We start from the raw sequence: 13882 nt of genomic DNA, 5'->3' as shown, positions 1-13882 counted from the left end.
TCCTCCCGAGGGTCGGCGGGCTCCCTCCGGCGGCGTGCCGCTGGCCTACGTGAGCCGGGGGGAGCCAGGGCCTGCCCATCAAAGCGCTGTGCCCAGTTGAAGTCAAGGCGGGCTCCCTTCAGTCGGCATCGATCTGGATCGACTTGATATAGCGCTCGTGGCGACGCGTGCGGTCCTTCACCCGGCCCACCAGCTGGCCGCAGGCGGCGTCGATGTCGTCGCCGCGAGTGGAGCGTATCGGCGCCGTGTAGCCCAGCTCGTAGAGCCACTGCTGGAAGCGCATCACCTGGTTGCGTGACGGCGTCTCGTAGCCCGAGTGGGGGAAGGGATTGAAGGGAATCAGGTTGATCTTGCATGGCAGCTCGCGCAGCAGCTCGGCGAGCTGCTCGGCGTGCACCTGCTGGTCGTTGACGTCCTTGATCACCGTGTACTCGATGGTGACCATGCGGGTGTCGTCGCACTTGGTCAGGTAGCGCTGGCAGGCGTCGAGCAGGCTGCGGATGTTGTACTTGCGATTGAGCGGCACCAGCTCGTTGCGCAGCTCGTCGTTGGCGGCATGCAGCGAGATGGCCAGGCTCACATCGAGCTCGTCGCCGAGCTTGTCGAGCATCGGCACCACGCCGGAGGTGGAGAGGGTGACGCGGCGCTTGGAGAGGCCGTAGCCATCGTCGTCGAGCATCAGCTTCATGGCCGGCACGACGTTGTCGTAGTTCATCAGCGGCTCGCCCATGCCCATCATCACCACGTTGGTGACCGGGCGGTTGGCGGTGTCCTTGCGCGGACCCACGCTGCGCTGGGCCACCCACACCTGGCCGATGATCTCGGCGGCGGTGAGGTTGCGCTGGAAGCCCTGCTTGCCGGTGGAGCAGAAGCTGCAGTCCAGCGAGCAGCCCACCTGGGAGGAGACGCACAGGGTGCGACGCTTGCCGTTGTCGGCGGGGATCAGCACCGTCTCCACATAGCTGCCGTCCTCGACCTCCAGCACCCACTTGCGGGTGCCGTCGCTGGAGGTGCCCTCGTAGACCACGCCCGGACCGCGAATCTCGGCCACCTCGGCGAGCCTGGCACGCAGCGCCTTGGCGAGGTTGGTCATGGCCGCGAAGTCGTCACAGCCCTCGTGGTGAATCCACTTCATCACCTGGGCGGCACGGAACTTCTTCTCGCCGATGGAGAGGAAGAAGGCTTCCATCTCCTGGCGAGACATGCCGAGCAGGTTGGTCTTCTGGGGTGCGGTGTCAGCGGTCATGGCGATCAGCGGGTCGGGGAAGGGAGGGCGGCAGGGGAGGCGGGGACAGGGCCCCGCCCGGAGCCTCGATCAACGCGGGCCGAAATCAGCGCGGGCAAAGCTCGCTGCTCTCGAAGAAGTAGGCGATCTCGCGCTCGGCGGACTCGGGGGAGTCGGAGCCGTGCACGGCGTTGGCGTCGATGGTCTCGGCGAAGTCGGCGCGGATGGTGCCCGGCGCGGCTTCCTTGGGGTTGGTGGCGCCCATCAGCTCACGGTTCTTGGCGATGGCGTCCTCGCCCTCGAGCACCTGCACGACCACCGGGCCGGAGGTCATGAAGCCGACCAGGTCCTTGAAGAAGGGGCGCTCCTTGTGCTCGGCGTAGAAGCCGCCGGCCTTGTCGTCGTCCAGCTTGAGCATCTTGGCGGCGACGACCTGGAGGCCGGCCTTCTCGAAGCGAGAGATGATCTCGCCGATGGCGTTCTTGGCGACGGCATCGGGCTTGATGATGGACAGGGTGCGCTGGGTAGCCATGGGCATGTCTCCAGTAGGGGGTGATGGGGTGTCGAAGGAGTGCGCCGCGCCGCCCTCGAGCTTGCGGGAAGCCAGGGCGACGCGGCGAATCGGGTAATGCGGCTCGGCGTCCGACGGTTCGGCGGTGCGCCGACTGGGCCGGGATTATAGCGTCCCGGGGCGGCGTTGAACAATCGTCGCTGATTGCGAGGCGCGGCGCGCCTCGGGTCGCGGGAATTCTTTGAACCTAGACCGAAAAGCTCTCGCCGCAGCCGCACTGGTCCTTGACGTTGGGGTTGTTGAAGCGGAAGTAGCGGTTGAGGCCCTCGTTGACGTAGTCGACCTCGCTGCCGTCGAGCATCTCCAGGGCGTCGGGGGCGACGAAGACCTTGACCCCGTGCTCCTCGAAGCAGGTGTCGTCATTGGCCGCCTCATCGGCGAAGTCGAGTACGTAGCTGTAGCCGGAGCAGCCGCTGGGCTTGACCGAGACGCGCAGGCCAAGGCCCTGGCCGCGCTCGTCGAGTACCCGGCGAATCTGCTCGGCGGCGGCGTCGGTGATGGTGAGATGCGCCATGGTCTCTCTCCTGTGGGTAGCTGCCTGTTGCAGGGGTTGCGTCTGTCGCGAACGCGTCATGGGGCCTGGCGGCGCAGGCCGACCAGGGCGTGGCGCAGGGCGTCGATGGCCCGGTCGATGTCGGCTTCGGTGGTGAAACGCCCGAAGCTGAAGCGCAGCGAGGCCAGCGCCAGCGCCCGCGGCAGGCCGATGCCCTTCAGTACATAGGAGGGCTCGACGCTGGCCGAGTTGCAGGCCGAGCCGGTGGAGAGGGCGATATCGCGCAGCGCCATCAGCAGCGACTCGCCCTCCACGCCCGCGAAGGCCAGGTTGAGGATGTTGGGCACGGCGACCTCCAGCGCGGTATTGCGATGGATGCCGTCGAGGTCGGCCAGGCCGTCGAGCAGGCGGTCGCGCAGGGCGGTGATGCGTGCCTGGTCGGTCTCTCCCTCGGCGCCGGCCAGGGCGAAGGCCTCGCCCATGCCCACGATCTGGTGGGTGGGCAGGGTGCCGGAGCGCATGCCGCGCTCGTGGCCGCCGCCGTGGATCAGCGCCTCAATACGGATATCGGGGTGGCGCTTCACAAAGAGGGCGCCGACCCCCTTGGGCCCGTAGGCCTTGTGCCCGGAGAGCGACATCAAGTCGATCCCCAGCCGGTTCACGTCGAGGTCGAGCCGGCCCACCGCCTGGGCGGCGTCGACGTGGAAGACGGCGCCGCCGGCGTGGGCCACCTCGGCCAGCGCCGCCAGGTCGTGGATCACGCCCAGCTCGTTGTTCACCGCCATCAGCGACACCAGTACGGTGTCCTCACGCAGCGCCTCGCGCAGTTGCTCGGGTGTGACGCGGCCGTCGCGCCCCGGGGTCAGCCAGGTCACCTCGAAGCCCTCGTCCTCCAGCGCGCTGGCGGTATCGACCACCGCCTTGTGCTCGACGACGGAGGTGATCAGGTGACGCCCGCGATAGCGGTTGGCGCGCAGGAAACCGGTCAGGGCCAGGTTGTCGGCCTCGGTGGCGCCGCTGGTCCAGACGATCTCGCGCGGGTCGGCCGCGATCAGGTCGGCGACCTGACGGCGGGCGTTCTCCACCGCCTGCTCGGCCTGCCAGCCCAGCATGTGGCTGCGCGAGGCGGGGTTGGCGAAGATGCCGTCGAGGGTCAGGTGGCGCGCCATCAGCTCGGCGACCCGGGGGTCGACGGGGGTGGTGGCGGCGTAGTCGAGATAGACGGGTGTGGTCATGGCCTCGGGAAGTCTCGGGTTCGGCCTGGCGGTCAGGGCGCCGAGGCGAGGATGCCGTCGTCGCCATCGAGGCGGCGACGCTGACGGCCGGCAATCTGCTGGATCTCCTGGCGATCGGCCAGCTGGCCGAGGGTAACGCCATCGAGGAAGCCGTGGATATGCTCCGACAGCTCGCACCACAGGTGGTGGGTGAGGCAGGTGTCGCCCTGCTGGCAGTCGGAGAGGCCACCGCAGCGCGTGGCGTCAACGGACTCATCCACGGCGTCGATCACCCTGGCCACCGAGATGACCTCCGGGGCCTGGGCCAGCAGGTAGCCCCCGCCCGGGCCGCGCACGCTCTCCACCAGGCCGGCACGGCGCAGGCGGGCGAACAACTGCTCGAGGTAGGAGAGCGAGATCTCCTGACGGCGCGAGATGTCGGCCAGGCAGATCGGCCCGCTGCGGGCGTTCATCGCCAGGTCGAGCATGGCGGTGACGGCGTAGCGTCCCTTGGTGGTCAGGCGCATGGCGTCCTCGGCGCCGCCGGGGCGGCGTTCGGTAATCGTCGGCTCCGGAGGGAGCGCACGGATCGAGGAGGCATTATGGGAAAGACCGAGTGCCGCGGTCAACCTTTTGGGTCGTCGGGTGCCGGTGCCTTCTCCGGCATCTTGCAGGCGTCGTCGAGCACCTCGGCGAAATCCTCGTCACGCAGCTCCGGCAGGTCGCCCTCGCGGTAGCTGGCGTCGACCTTGCGCAGGGTGTGGCACATGCGCTCGAGGCGTTCGTCCACGGCGTGCATGTGGTCGAGCATCGCCTGGATGGAGCGCGCCACCGGGTCGGGCATGTCCTCGCTGACTCCGTAGGCGTCGAAGCCGAACTTGCGGCGAATGGCCTCGCGGCGCTCGGGGTCGACTTCCAGGGTGTCGGCGGCATCGGGCTCCTCGCGCTTGACGATCTTGCCGGGGATGCCCACCACGGTGGCGCCGGCGGGCACCTCCTTGGTCACCACGGCGTTGGAGCCGATCTTGGCGCCGGTACCCACGCTGAAGGGCCCCAGTATCTTGGCGCCGGCACCGACGATCACGCCGTCCTCCAGGGTGGGATGGCGCTTGCCCTTGTTCCAGCTGGTGCCGCCCAGGGTCACGCCCTGGTAGAGGGTGACGTCGTCGCCGACCTCCGCGGTCTCGCCGATCACCACGCCCATGCCGTGGTCGATGAAGAAGCGCCGGCCGATGGTGGCCCCGGGATGGATCTCGATGCCGGTCAGCCAGCGCGAGAAGGTGGAGAGGCTGCGCGCCAGCCAGCGCAGGTTGGCGCGCCACAGGCGATGGCTCAGGCGATGGATCAACAGGGCGTGCAGGCCCGGGTAGTTGGTCAGCACTTCGAGGAAGTTGCGTGCCGCCGGGTCGCGGTCGAAAACGCTGTTGATGTCCTCACGCAGGCGTTGAAACATGCAGCGGTCCTTGGGCTTGGATGGGCAGGGCGGCAACCGCCGCGGATGATCATCTCAGTGTGGGGGCGGCGGTGGGGAGCTTCAAGGCGAGCCTGCCCCTTTCCGCCGGGCGTTGGCCATCACTCATCCCGCGGCGGGGCGAGCTTCTCGGTATCCGAGAGGATGCCGCGCAGGATATTGAGCTCCATGCGTTCCGGGCGGGCGCGCAGGGTGAAGCGACGCAGCCGGGCCATCAGCTGGCGAGGAGTCGCCGGATCGTGGAAGCCGATGGCGACCAGGGTGCGCTCCAGGTGGGCGAAGTAGTGCTCGAGCTCGGCGTGGGTGGCCAGGGCCTGGTCGGGATCCACGGGCTCGGCCGGCTCTCCCGCCAGCCAGGCCTGGCGGCACTCGTAGGCCATTACCTGCACCGCCGCGGCCAGGTTCAGCGAGCTGAAGTCCGGGTTGGTGGGGATGTGCACGTGGGCATGGCAGCGCTGCAGCTCGGCATTGGTCAGGCCGCTGTCCTCGCGGCCGAACACCAGCGCCACGCGGGCGGCGGGATCGGCCAGCTCCTGGGGCAGGCGGTCGCCCAGCTCGCGCGGGGTGAGCATCGGCCAGGGCAGGGTGCGCGAGCGGGCGCTGGCGCCCACCGCCAGGGTGCAGTCGGCCACGGCCGCCTCCAGGGTGTCGACCACCCGGGCGCCATGCACCAGGTGGTCGGCACCGGAGGCCCGGGACACGCTATCGGCGGTGATCGGCTCGCAGCGCGGCGCCACCAGGGCCAGGTCGCTCAGGGCCATGTTGTGCATGGCGCGGGCGGTGGCGCCGATATTGCCGGGGTGGCTGGTGCCGATCAGGACGATACGGATGCGCTCGAGCATGGGTCAGGGTCCGGTGCTGCAGGAAGTTGAGGGGCGCAGTCTAGCATGTGAGCGTCGCGGTGGATGGCGCGTCACGAGCGCTTCTGCTAGGATTCGCGCCAGCGTTTCGAGTGAACGCCCCGTTCTTTAACACCACCGACTCCCCAAGGCCCGATCATGCATCCGATGGTCCAATACGCGCTGCGCGCCGCCCGCAGCGCCGGCGAGCAGTTCCTGCGCATTCGCGAGCGCATCGAGAACTCCCACCAAGAGCACAACCTCGACCGCCTGCTGGAAGACGCCGCGCGCAACGCCGAGACACTGATCGTGCGTCAGCTCTCCCGCGGCTACCCCCAGCACGGCGTCGTCGGCCGTTTCACCCCCCATCGCGAGGGTGAAGGCGAGGGACGCGATGTGCTGTGGCGCATCGAACCCTTCCACGGCTACTCGAACCTCGAGGTGGCTGCCCCCGGCTTCGCGCTGTCACTGGTATGCCTGGTCAAGGGCCGTGCGGAGCATGCGGTGGTGATCTGCCCCTTCAGCGACGACGAGTACCTGGCCAGCCGCGGCCGTGGTGCCCAGCACAACGGCAAGCGCATCCGTGTGCCCGGCAAGCATGCCGTGGCCGGTACGCGCATCGCCATGGGGCTGCCCGACAGCTCGCTGCGCAATCGCTACCTGCCCGCCTACCTGACCCTGGTGCAGCAGCTCGGTCCGCTCATCGAGGTGCAGCGCGCCAGCGGCAGCGGCCTGCTCGATCTCGCCGAGCTGGCCTCCGGGCGTGCCGATGCCGCCTTCGTGCTGGGCCTGGAGGAGCAGGACCTCCACGTCGGCGGCCTGCTGCTCAAGGAGTCCGGCGCGCTGATGGGGACCCCGGACGGCCAGCCCAGGGTGGACGAGGATGGCCCGCTGATGGCCGCCGGCCCGCGCCTCTACAAGGCGCTGGTGCAGCAGCTCAAGCCGCACTTCTGAGTCCGCGGCGAGCCTGACCCGAGCCCGAGTGAAAGCCCCGCGGCGCGCAAGTGCCGCGGGGCTTTCGTGTGTTTGGAGGGAGGCTGGGGCTCAGGCCGGCGCCTGGCAGAGCAGCGTCAGGGTCTCGATGAGGCTCTCCATCTCGTCATCGGTGCCGATGCTGATGCGCAGGTGGTCGCGCAGCGCCTCGGTGTTGAAGTGGCGCACCAGCACGCCCCGCTCGCGCAGCCCCACGAAGAGCTGGGCGGCATCCTGGTCGGGGTGGCGGACCAGCAGGAAGTTGGCCTGGGAGGGCAGTACCTCGAAGCCCAGTCGCTCGAGCGCGCTGCGGGTTTGCTCGCGGGTGGTGATCACCCGTTCACGGCACGCCGCGAAGTGCTCCGCGTCGGCCAGGGAGGCGCTGGCCACGGCGCTGGCCAGGCTGTCTACCGGGTAGGAGTTGAAGGAGTCCTTGACCCGCTCCAGCCCCTCGATCAGTTCCCTGGAGCCCACCGCATAGCCCAGTCGCAGGCCGGCCAGGCTGCGTGACTTGGAGAAGGTGCCGGTGACCAGCAGGTTGGGGAAGCGCTCCACCAGCGGCACCGCGCTCTCGCCGCCGAAGTCCACGTAGGCCTCGTCGATCAGCACCACCGACTCGGTAATCCTCTCAAGCAGGTTGGCGATCGCCGCGCGATCGTGGCCGTGGCCGGTGGGGGCGTTGGGGTTGGCGAAGACCACCCCGCCCGCTGAGGGGGCGAATGCCGCGAGATCCACCGACCAGTCGGCGGCCAGCGGCAGGGCCTGGCGCTCGATGTCGTAGAGCCGGCAGTAGACCGGGTAGAAGCTGTAGGTGATCGCCGGCATCTGCAGCGCCGCTGCCTGGCGGAAGAAGGCCTGGAAGGCCAGTGCCAGTACCTCGTCGGAGCCATTGCCCACGAACACCTGCCCGACCTCGACGCCGAGCTCCGCGGCCAGCGCCTCGCGCAGGGCCCGGGACTCGGGGTCCGGATAGCGACGCAGGTGGTCGCTGGGGAAGTCGCGCAGCACGGCGCCGACCCCCGGGGCCGGCGGGTAGGGATTCTCGTTGGTGTTCAGCTTGATCAGGCGCTCGCGGGGCTGCTCGCCGGGGACATAGGGCGTCAGCTCGCGGACCTCGGGGCTCCAGAACTTGCTCATGGCTCTCGCTCGGCTCTCGCTCGGGTCGTGGAGGGAATGCAGGCATGGTGACCCGCACGGCCGAGCCGCGCAAGCCGTGCTAGGCTGGTGCCCCTGTCCCCTGATCACAATGACGTCGCGATGACCGCCCAGATCCTTGCCACCCTGTTGCCGGTATTCTTGATCGCCGGATGCGGCACCCTCTACGGCCGCCTGCGCAACCCCGATATTGCCACTCTCAACACCCTCAACATGGAGCTCTTCGTGCCCATGCTGGTGTTCGCCGTGCTGGCCGACGGCCAGGCGCCGCTGGAGGAGTATGCGGGGCTGGCGCTGGGCGGCACGCTGGTGGTGCTGGGCTCCGGGCTCGTGCTGTGGCCGCTGGTGAAGTGGCTGGGACTGGAGGTGAAGACCTTCCTGCCGCCGATGATGTTCAACAACTCCGGCAACATGGGCATCCCGCTGCTGCTGCTGGCCTTCGGGGAGGCGGCGCTGCCCGCCGCGGTGGTGCTGTTCATCGTCGAGATGCTGCTGCACTTCACGGTGGGGCTGTGGATGCTGAGTCCCGGTTCCTCGCTGCTGCGCATCCTGCGCCTGCCCATCGTGCTGGCCACCTTCGCCGGCCTGGCGGTCAACCTGCTGGGCGTGCCGCTGCCCGGCTGGCTGCTGGAGGCGCTGCATATGCTGGGCGGGGTGTGTATCCCGCTGCTGCTCTTCGCCCTGGGCGTGCGCATGCTGGATATCGACTTCTCGGATTGGAAGACCGGCCTGCTGGGCGCCGTGCTCTGCCCGCTCTCCGGGCTGGTGCTGGCCGCGCCGCTGGTCTGGCTGCTGGGTCTCTCCGGCCTGCAGGCCGCGGCGCTGTGGGTGTTCGCCGCCTTGCCGCCGGCGGTCCTCAACTATCTGGTGGCCGAGCAGTATCGCCAGGAGCCTCACAAGGTCGCCTCGCTGGTGCTGATCGGCAACCTCGGCTCGCTGCTGGTGATGCCGGTGGTGCTGGCGCTGGTCTTCGCCCACGTGCATGCCGGTATCGGCGGATGAAGGGCCGTGAAACTGTGCGCCGGCCGTATCAGCGGTTATGCTGTGACTCAGGCCGCCGTGGAACACGGTGCAACGCCCATAGCCCAGGAGGACACATATGCAAATCAGGACCTTGCTCGCCGGATCGGCCCTGCTCGCGCTACTGGCCGGCTGTGCCGCCGGTCCCACCGGTGGCCCCGAGGGTGCTGCCGTGGCGCCCGACGAGGAGCGCTACCAGGGCACTCTGCCGTGCCGCAACTGCGATGGCATCGACCTCGATGTGCTGATGCGTGGCGATGCACAGGCCGCCGCCGCGGACCGCACCTTCGAGCTCAGTGCCGCCTATCGCGGCCATCCGCAGAGCCCCCCGGACGAGACCTATGCCGGTAACTGGGAGGTGCTCCAGGGCACCGCCAACGAGCCCGACGCCACCGTCTACGAGCTCACGCCTGACGGCGAGGGGCAGATCTATTACTTCCTGCGCCTCGATCCCCAGACCCTGGAGCTGATCGACCCCGAGCGTCGTCGCTTCCAGAACAGCGAGATGCTGCAGCTCAAGCGCCAGTGATCCCACGCGGATGAATCCGGGTGATCCCGGTGGGGGCGGCCTTCGGGCCGCCCCCTGCCGTTGTGGCTGGGGCCGCGCCTTTCACGACCCGACGCGCGACCTTCACGACCCATCCACCGACGAGACACGCCATGGCCAAGGCAAAGAGCGCCTTCGTCTGCACCGAATGCGGCGCCGAATACCGCAAGTGGCAGGGGCAGTGCAGCAGCTGCCGAGAATGGAACACCCTCGGCGAGGTGCGCCTCGCCCCGGCCCGGCCGGGCGCCGGGGCCGGGGCGTCGGGGACGGCGCGCGGCGGCTATGCCGGCGCCCTGACCCGCGAGGTGGTCGACCTGGCTAACGTCGACCTCAGCGAGGTGCCAAGGCTCTCCTCTACCTTCGCCGAGTTCGACCGGGTGCTGGGCGGTGGCCTGGTGCCCGGCTCGGCGGTGCTGCTGGGTGGTCACCCCGGGGCGGGCAAGTCGACCCTGCTGCTGCAGACCGCCTGCAAGCTGGCCCAGGCCCGCGGCGTGCTCTACGTCACCGGGGAGGAGTCGCTCTCCCAGGTGGCGATGCGCGCCCACCGCCTGCAGCTGCCCACCCAGGGGCTGAAGATGCTGGCCGAGACCAGCGTGGAGACGATCCTCGCCGTGGCCGAGCGCGAGCGTCCGGAGATACTGGTCATCGACTCCATCCAGACCATGCACCTGGAGGATATCGCCTCGGCCCCCGGCGGCGTGGCCCAGGTGCGCGAGTCCGCCGCGGCGCTGACCCGCTTCGCCAAGCAGAGCAACACCGTGCTGTTGCTGGTCGGCCACGTCACCAAGGACGGCAGCCTGGCCGGGCCCAAGGTGCTCGAGCACATGATCGACGCCTCGCTGCTGCTGGAGGGGGGTGCCGATTCGCGCTTTCGCACCCTGCGCGGCCAGAAGAACCGCTTCGGGGCGGTCAACGAGCTGGGCGTCTTCGCCATGCTCGAGCATGGCCTCAAGGAGGTGAAGAACCCCAGCGCCATCTTCCTCTCGCGCACCGAGGAGCAGTCGCCGGGCAGCCTGGTGATGGTGGTGTGGGAGGGCACCCGGCCGATCCTGGTGGAGGTGCAGGCGCTGCTCGACGACTCGCCGCTGGGCAACCCGCGGCGGGTGGCGGTGGGCCTGGACGCCAACCGCCTGGCCATGTTGCTGGCCGTGCTGCACCGCCACGGTGGGCTCTTCACCGGTGATCAGGACGTCTTTCTCAACGTGGTGGGGGGCGTCAAGGTGCTGGAGACTAGTGCCGACCTGGCGGTGCTGCTGGCGGTGGTCTCCAGCCTGCAGAGCCGTCCGCTGCCCCGCGAGCTGGTGGTATTCGGCGAGGTGGGACTGTCCGGCGAGATCCGCCCGGTGCCCAGCGGCCAGGAGCGCATCGTCGAGGCGGCCAAGCACGGCTTCACCCGCGCCATCGTGCCGCGGGCCAATGCCCCCAAACGTGCCCCCGAGGGCATGGAGGTGGTGGCCGTGGACAAGCTCGCCGACGCCCTCGAGGCCCTGTGAGCCGGGGCCTTGATGTAGAATACCCGTAACCGATTGCGAGGAGATTGTGATGAGCGCCATCCGCCTGACCCAGTACAGCCATGGTGCCGGCTGCGGCTGCAAGATCGCCCCCGACGTGCTCGACGCCATCCTGGCCAAGGCCGGCCCCGGGGCGAGCCATTCGCGACTGATCGTCGGCAACCAGGGCCGCGAGGACGCCGCCGTCTACGACCTGGGTGACGGCCGCGGCATGATCGCCACCACCGACTTCTTCATGCCCATCGTCGATGACCCCTTCGACTTCGGGCGCATCGCTGCCACCAACGCCATCAGCGATATCTACGCCATGGGCGGTACCCCGGTGCTGGCGCTGGGCATCCTCGGCTGGCCGCTGGACAAGCTGCCCGCCGAGGTGGCCGGCGACGTGATGGCCGGCGCCCAGGCGGTGTGTCGCGAGCTGGGCCTGGCCCTGGCCGGCGGCCACTCCATCGACGCCCCGGAACCGATCTTCGGCCTGGCGGTGAACGGCCTGGTGGACCTTGCGCACCTCAAGCTCAACAAGGGGGCGAAACCGGGGGACCTGCTGTTCCTGACCAAGCCGCTGGGGGTGGGCATGCTGACTACCGCCGAGAAGAAGGGGCTGCTCGAGGCTGGCCACCAGGGCCTGGCCCGGGAGACCATGCTGCGCTCCAACCGCATCGGCGTGGACCTGGCGAAGATCGCGGGCGTGCATGCCATGACCGATGTCACCGGCTTCGGGCTCGGCGGTCACCTGGCCGAGGTGTGCGCGGCCAGCGAGGTGGCAGCGCGCATCGACTTCCGTCGCCTGCCGCGGCTGGCCGAAGCCGAGGCCTATCGCCGCCGGGGCGCGGTGCCGGGGGGGACCCTGCGCAACCGCGAGGCCCTGGGCGCGAGCCTGCCCGAGATGGACGAGGCCCACTGGCAGTGGCTGTGCGACCCCCAGACCTCCGGCGGCCTGCTGCTGGCCGTGGACCCGGCCTGGGAGGATGACGTCGAGCGCATCGGCCGCCAGCACGGCCTGACCCTCGAGCCCTTCGGTGAGATCGTCGAGGCCAGCGGCCCGGCACGCATCGAGGTGCATGGATGAGTGAACTGCCGCTGGTCGACCCCGACCTGGCGTTGATGAGCGAGGGGCGGTGCCTCATCGATGTGCGCGCCCCGGTGGAGTTCGCCCAGGGGGCGCTGCCCGGGGCGGTGAACCTGCCGCTGATGGATAACGAGGAGCGCCGCCTGGTCGGCATCGAGTACAAGCAGCGCGGCCAGGCCGCGGCGATCGCCCTGGGCGAGCGGCTGGTCAGCGGCGAGGTCAAGGCGGCGCGGGTGGCGGCCTGGTGCGAGGAGCTCGAGCGTTATCCCGACGCCATCGTCTATTGCTTCCGCGGCGGGCTGCGCTCGCAGATCGCCCAGCAGTGGATCCGCGAGGCGGGCATCACCCGGCCGCGCATCCGCGGCGGCTGGAAGGCGATGCGCCAGGCGCTCTGTGCGCGCATCGAGGCCGCCGCCGAGCAGCCGTTGCTGGTGGTCGGCGGGCTCACCGGCTGCGCCAAGACCGATCTGGTGCTGGCCCTGGACACCGGCCTGGACCTGGAGGGTTGTGCCCGCCACAAGGGCTCCGCCTTCGGCCGTCATCCGCTGCAGGCCCCCGGCCAGATCGACTTCGAGCACGCCATGGGCCTGCGCCTGCTGGAGTTGCCGGGCCCCGTGGTGGTGGAGGACGAGTCGCGCCATATCGGCGGGGCCAACCTCCCCCAGGCCTTCTGGGAGGCGATGCAGCTCGCCCCGCGACTGCGCGTGGAGATGCCCCTGGACTGGCGCCTGGCACAGATCCACCGCGACTATATCGAGGAGCTGTGGGCGGTCTATCGTCGCCAGTTCGGCGAGTGGCTGGGCTGGGCCCTGATGCGCAAGCAGCTGGAGGAGTCCCTGGCCAAGCTGCGCAAGCGCCTGGGCAGCGCACGCCTGGCGCGACTGCAGCGGCTCCAGGCGCTGGCCTTCCGCGAGCATGAGCGCGGCAACCCCCAGGCCCACGAGGCGTGGCTGGCGCCGCTGCTGACCGAATACTACGACCCCATGTATCGCCACCAGCTGGAGAAGCGCGCCCCGGGCCACTTCCTGCACGTGGGCGACTGGGAGAGCTGCCTGGCGGTGGCCCGGCAGTGGTCCGAGGAGCAGGCGTCGGTCACGCCGAAGCACTCCGCAGCCACTGGCTGAGCAGGCGGTCGAGCAGCGGGGCGAGGCGGTCGAAGCGCCGCGGGTCCTCGAGCATCACCGCGGTATCCTGGGCATGGGGGCTGGTCTCGCTGCCCTCGGGTGGCCCTTGATGGTCGAGCAGGTCGGTGACACTTGCAGCGGTGGCCTCCAGGTGGCAGAGCAGGGCCACCACCCGGCCGTCGTCCCAGGTGAAGCCCTGCAGCGGGCTCGCCTCGCTGCGGCCGATCGCCAGGGCATAGTCTGGCAGCGCGAAGACCTCGCGGTGCCACATGAAGGCCTCGAAGGTGTCGGGCAGGTCGACGGGGCTCAGCGGGGAGAGGTCCACCCGGTGCCAGCCGGTTTCCGCAAAGGTGCCTTGGGCCACCACTCCACCCAGCGCCTCGGCGATCAGCCGGGCGCCGAAGCCGATGCCCAGCAGCGGCCGGTGGCCGTTCAGGGCGCGCTCGACCAGCTTGCGCTCGCCCTTCAGCCAGGGCAGCCGGTCAGTGTCCATGGGGCCCTCGGGGCCATCGAGCAGCACCAGGGCATCGCCGTCGCCGGGCTTCGGCGGCAGCTCGCCGGCGTCGAGGTGGAATACCGTGTGGCTGTGGCCCATGCTGGTCAACCAGTCGGCCAGGCGTGCCGGCCCCTGGTGAGGGGCGTGCTGGAGCAGATGAACATGCATGGGGTAA

15 protein-coding genes are annotated in these 13882 nt (G+C 69.6%); 6 read left to right on the top strand and 9 right to left on the bottom strand.

From position 1 onward, the window contains the following. Nucleotides 1-118: 118 nt before the first annotated feature. From rlmN to RAN53_RS15370, 7 genes are all read right to left on the bottom strand, one after another. Nucleotides 119-1246 (bottom strand): 23S rRNA (adenine(2503)-C(2))-methyltransferase RlmN, encoded by a 1128-nt coding sequence (rlmN, locus tag RAN53_RS15400; RefSeq protein WP_305797680.1) that lies wholly within the window; start codon nt 1244-1246, stop codon nt 119-121. A gap of 85 nt (nt 1247-1331) precedes the next feature. Beyond that, the gene (gene ndk / locus RAN53_RS15395) at nt 1332-1757 is read right to left on the bottom strand and encodes a nucleoside-diphosphate kinase (protein ID WP_305797679.1); all 426 of its coding nucleotides are present in this window, start codon (nt 1755-1757) and stop codon (nt 1332-1334) included. Between the two features lie 226 nt (nt 1758-1983). Then, on the bottom strand, nt 1984-2310 hold the full coding sequence (locus RAN53_RS15390) for a HesB/IscA family protein (protein ID WP_161429934.1): 327 nt from the start codon (nt 2308-2310) through the stop codon (nt 1984-1986). 56 nt (nt 2311-2366) lie between these two features. Then, nucleotides 2367-3524 carry an IscS subfamily cysteine desulfurase gene (locus RAN53_RS15385; protein WP_305797678.1) on the bottom strand — a complete coding sequence of 386 codons (1158 nt, stop codon included), beginning with the start codon at nt 3522-3524 and terminating at the stop codon, nt 2367-2369. A gap of 32 nt (nt 3525-3556) precedes the next feature. After that, entirely contained in the window at nt 3557-4030 is a 474-nt protein-coding gene (gene iscR, locus RAN53_RS15380) for a Fe-S cluster assembly transcriptional regulator IscR (RefSeq protein ID WP_305797677.1), read from the bottom strand. 98 nt (nt 4031-4128) lie between these two features. Beyond that, nucleotides 4129-4956, bottom strand: coding sequence for a serine O-acetyltransferase (gene cysE / locus RAN53_RS15375; RefSeq protein WP_305797676.1), 828 nt, complete (start codon nt 4954-4956; stop codon nt 4129-4131). Nucleotides 4957-5075: 119 nt separating this feature from the next. Next, nucleotides 5076-5816: an RNA methyltransferase gene (locus RAN53_RS15370; protein ID WP_305797675.1), complete on the bottom strand. Its 741-nt coding sequence runs from the start codon at nt 5814-5816 to the stop codon at nt 5076-5078. A gap of 156 nt (nt 5817-5972) precedes the next feature. On the opposite strand from RAN53_RS15370, the gene RAN53_RS15365 reads away from it, so the two are divergent. After that, the gene (locus tag RAN53_RS15365; RefSeq protein WP_305797674.1) at nt 5973-6767 is read left to right on the top strand and encodes an inositol monophosphatase family protein; all 795 of its coding nucleotides are present in this window, start codon (nt 5973-5975) and stop codon (nt 6765-6767) included. A gap of 90 nt (nt 6768-6857) precedes the next feature. On the opposite strand, the gene hisC is transcribed toward RAN53_RS15365, so the two are convergent. After that, nucleotides 6858-7922, bottom strand: a complete 1065-nt coding sequence (hisC, locus tag RAN53_RS15360; RefSeq protein ID WP_305797673.1) for a histidinol-phosphate transaminase — start codon at nt 7920-7922, stop codon at nt 6858-6860. Nucleotides 7923-8042: 120 nt separating this feature from the next. Between hisC and RAN53_RS15355 the strand changes: the two genes are divergently transcribed. The 5 genes from RAN53_RS15355 to mnmH all read left to right on the top strand — a co-directional run bounded on the left by RAN53_RS15355 (nt 8043) and on the right by mnmH (nt 13211). Continuing rightward, nucleotides 8043-8942: an AEC family transporter gene (locus RAN53_RS15355; protein WP_305797672.1), complete on the top strand. Its 900-nt coding sequence runs from the start codon at nt 8043-8045 to the stop codon at nt 8940-8942. Between the two features lie 97 nt (nt 8943-9039). Then, nucleotides 9040-9489, top strand: a complete 450-nt coding sequence (locus RAN53_RS15350; RefSeq protein ID WP_305797671.1) for a copper resistance protein NlpE N-terminal domain-containing protein — start codon at nt 9040-9042, stop codon at nt 9487-9489. Nucleotides 9490-9620: 131 nt separating this feature from the next. After that, entirely contained in the window at nt 9621-11000 is a 1380-nt protein-coding gene (radA, locus tag RAN53_RS15345) for a DNA repair protein RadA (protein WP_305797670.1), read from the top strand. Nucleotides 11001-11046: 46 nt separating this feature from the next. Next, nucleotides 11047-12087 carry a selenide, water dikinase SelD gene (gene selD / locus RAN53_RS15340; protein ID WP_414842993.1) on the top strand — a complete coding sequence of 347 codons (1041 nt, stop codon included), beginning with the start codon at nt 11047-11049 and terminating at the stop codon, nt 12085-12087. Next, on the top strand, nt 12084-13211 hold the full coding sequence (mnmH, locus tag RAN53_RS15335) for a tRNA 2-selenouridine(34) synthase MnmH (protein ID WP_305797668.1): 1128 nt from the start codon (nt 12084-12086) through the stop codon (nt 13209-13211). The genes selD and mnmH overlap by 4 nt, the downstream gene beginning before the upstream one ends. Here mnmH and RAN53_RS15330 read toward each other — a convergent pair. Further along, nucleotides 13180-13875, bottom strand: a complete 696-nt coding sequence (locus RAN53_RS15330; protein ID WP_305797667.1) for a type 1 glutamine amidotransferase — start codon at nt 13873-13875, stop codon at nt 13180-13182. The genes mnmH and RAN53_RS15330 overlap by 32 nt on opposite strands. Between the last annotated feature and the right edge of the window lie 7 nt (nt 13876-13882).

It is taken from the genome of Halomonas sp. SSL-5 (genome assembly GCF_030708455.1).
Lineage (GTDB): Bacteria > Pseudomonadota > Gammaproteobacteria > Pseudomonadales > Halomonadaceae > Halomonas.
The sequence above is the reverse complement of the archived record's forward strand: the minus strand, read 5'-3'. Positions and strand labels throughout refer to the sequence as shown.

Bases quoted from the DNA above. Each gene is read 5' to 3' on its own strand.
- rlmN (WP_305797680.1), bottom strand. From the start codon at position 1,246: ATGACCGCTGACACCGCACCCCAGAAGACCAACCTGCTCGGCATGTCT.
- ndk (WP_305797679.1), bottom strand. From the start codon at position 1,757: ATGGCTACCCAGCGCACCCTGTCCATCATCAAGCCCGATGCCGTCGCC.
- RAN53_RS15390 (WP_161429934.1), bottom strand. From the start codon at position 2,310: ATGGCGCATCTCACCATCACCGACGCCGCCGCCGAGCAGATTCGCCGG.
- RAN53_RS15385 (WP_305797678.1), bottom strand. From the start codon at position 3,524: ATGACCACACCCGTCTATCTCGACTACGCCGCCACCACCCCCGTCGAC.
- iscR (WP_305797677.1), bottom strand. From the start codon at position 4,030: ATGCGCCTGACCACCAAGGGACGCTACGCCGTCACCGCCATGCTCGAC.
- cysE (WP_305797676.1), bottom strand. From the start codon at position 4,956: ATGTTTCAACGCCTGCGTGAGGACATCAACAGCGTTTTCGACCGCGAC.
- RAN53_RS15370 (WP_305797675.1), bottom strand. From the start codon at position 5,816: ATGCTCGAGCGCATCCGTATCGTCCTGATCGGCACCAGCCACCCCGGC.
- RAN53_RS15365 (WP_305797674.1), top strand. From the start codon at position 5,973: ATGCATCCGATGGTCCAATACGCGCTGCGCGCCGCCCGCAGCGCCGGC.
- hisC (WP_305797673.1), bottom strand. From the start codon at position 7,922: ATGAGCAAGTTCTGGAGCCCCGAGGTCCGCGAGCTGACGCCCTATGTC.
- RAN53_RS15355 (WP_305797672.1), top strand. From the start codon at position 8,043: ATGACCGCCCAGATCCTTGCCACCCTGTTGCCGGTATTCTTGATCGCC.
- RAN53_RS15350 (WP_305797671.1), top strand. From the start codon at position 9,040: ATGCAAATCAGGACCTTGCTCGCCGGATCGGCCCTGCTCGCGCTACTG.
- radA (WP_305797670.1), top strand. From the start codon at position 9,621: ATGGCCAAGGCAAAGAGCGCCTTCGTCTGCACCGAATGCGGCGCCGAA.
- mnmH (WP_305797668.1), top strand. From the start codon at position 12,084: ATGAGTGAACTGCCGCTGGTCGACCCCGACCTGGCGTTGATGAGCGAG.
- RAN53_RS15330 (WP_305797667.1), bottom strand. From the start codon at position 13,875: ATGCATGTTCATCTGCTCCAGCACGCCCCTCACCAGGGGCCGGCACGC.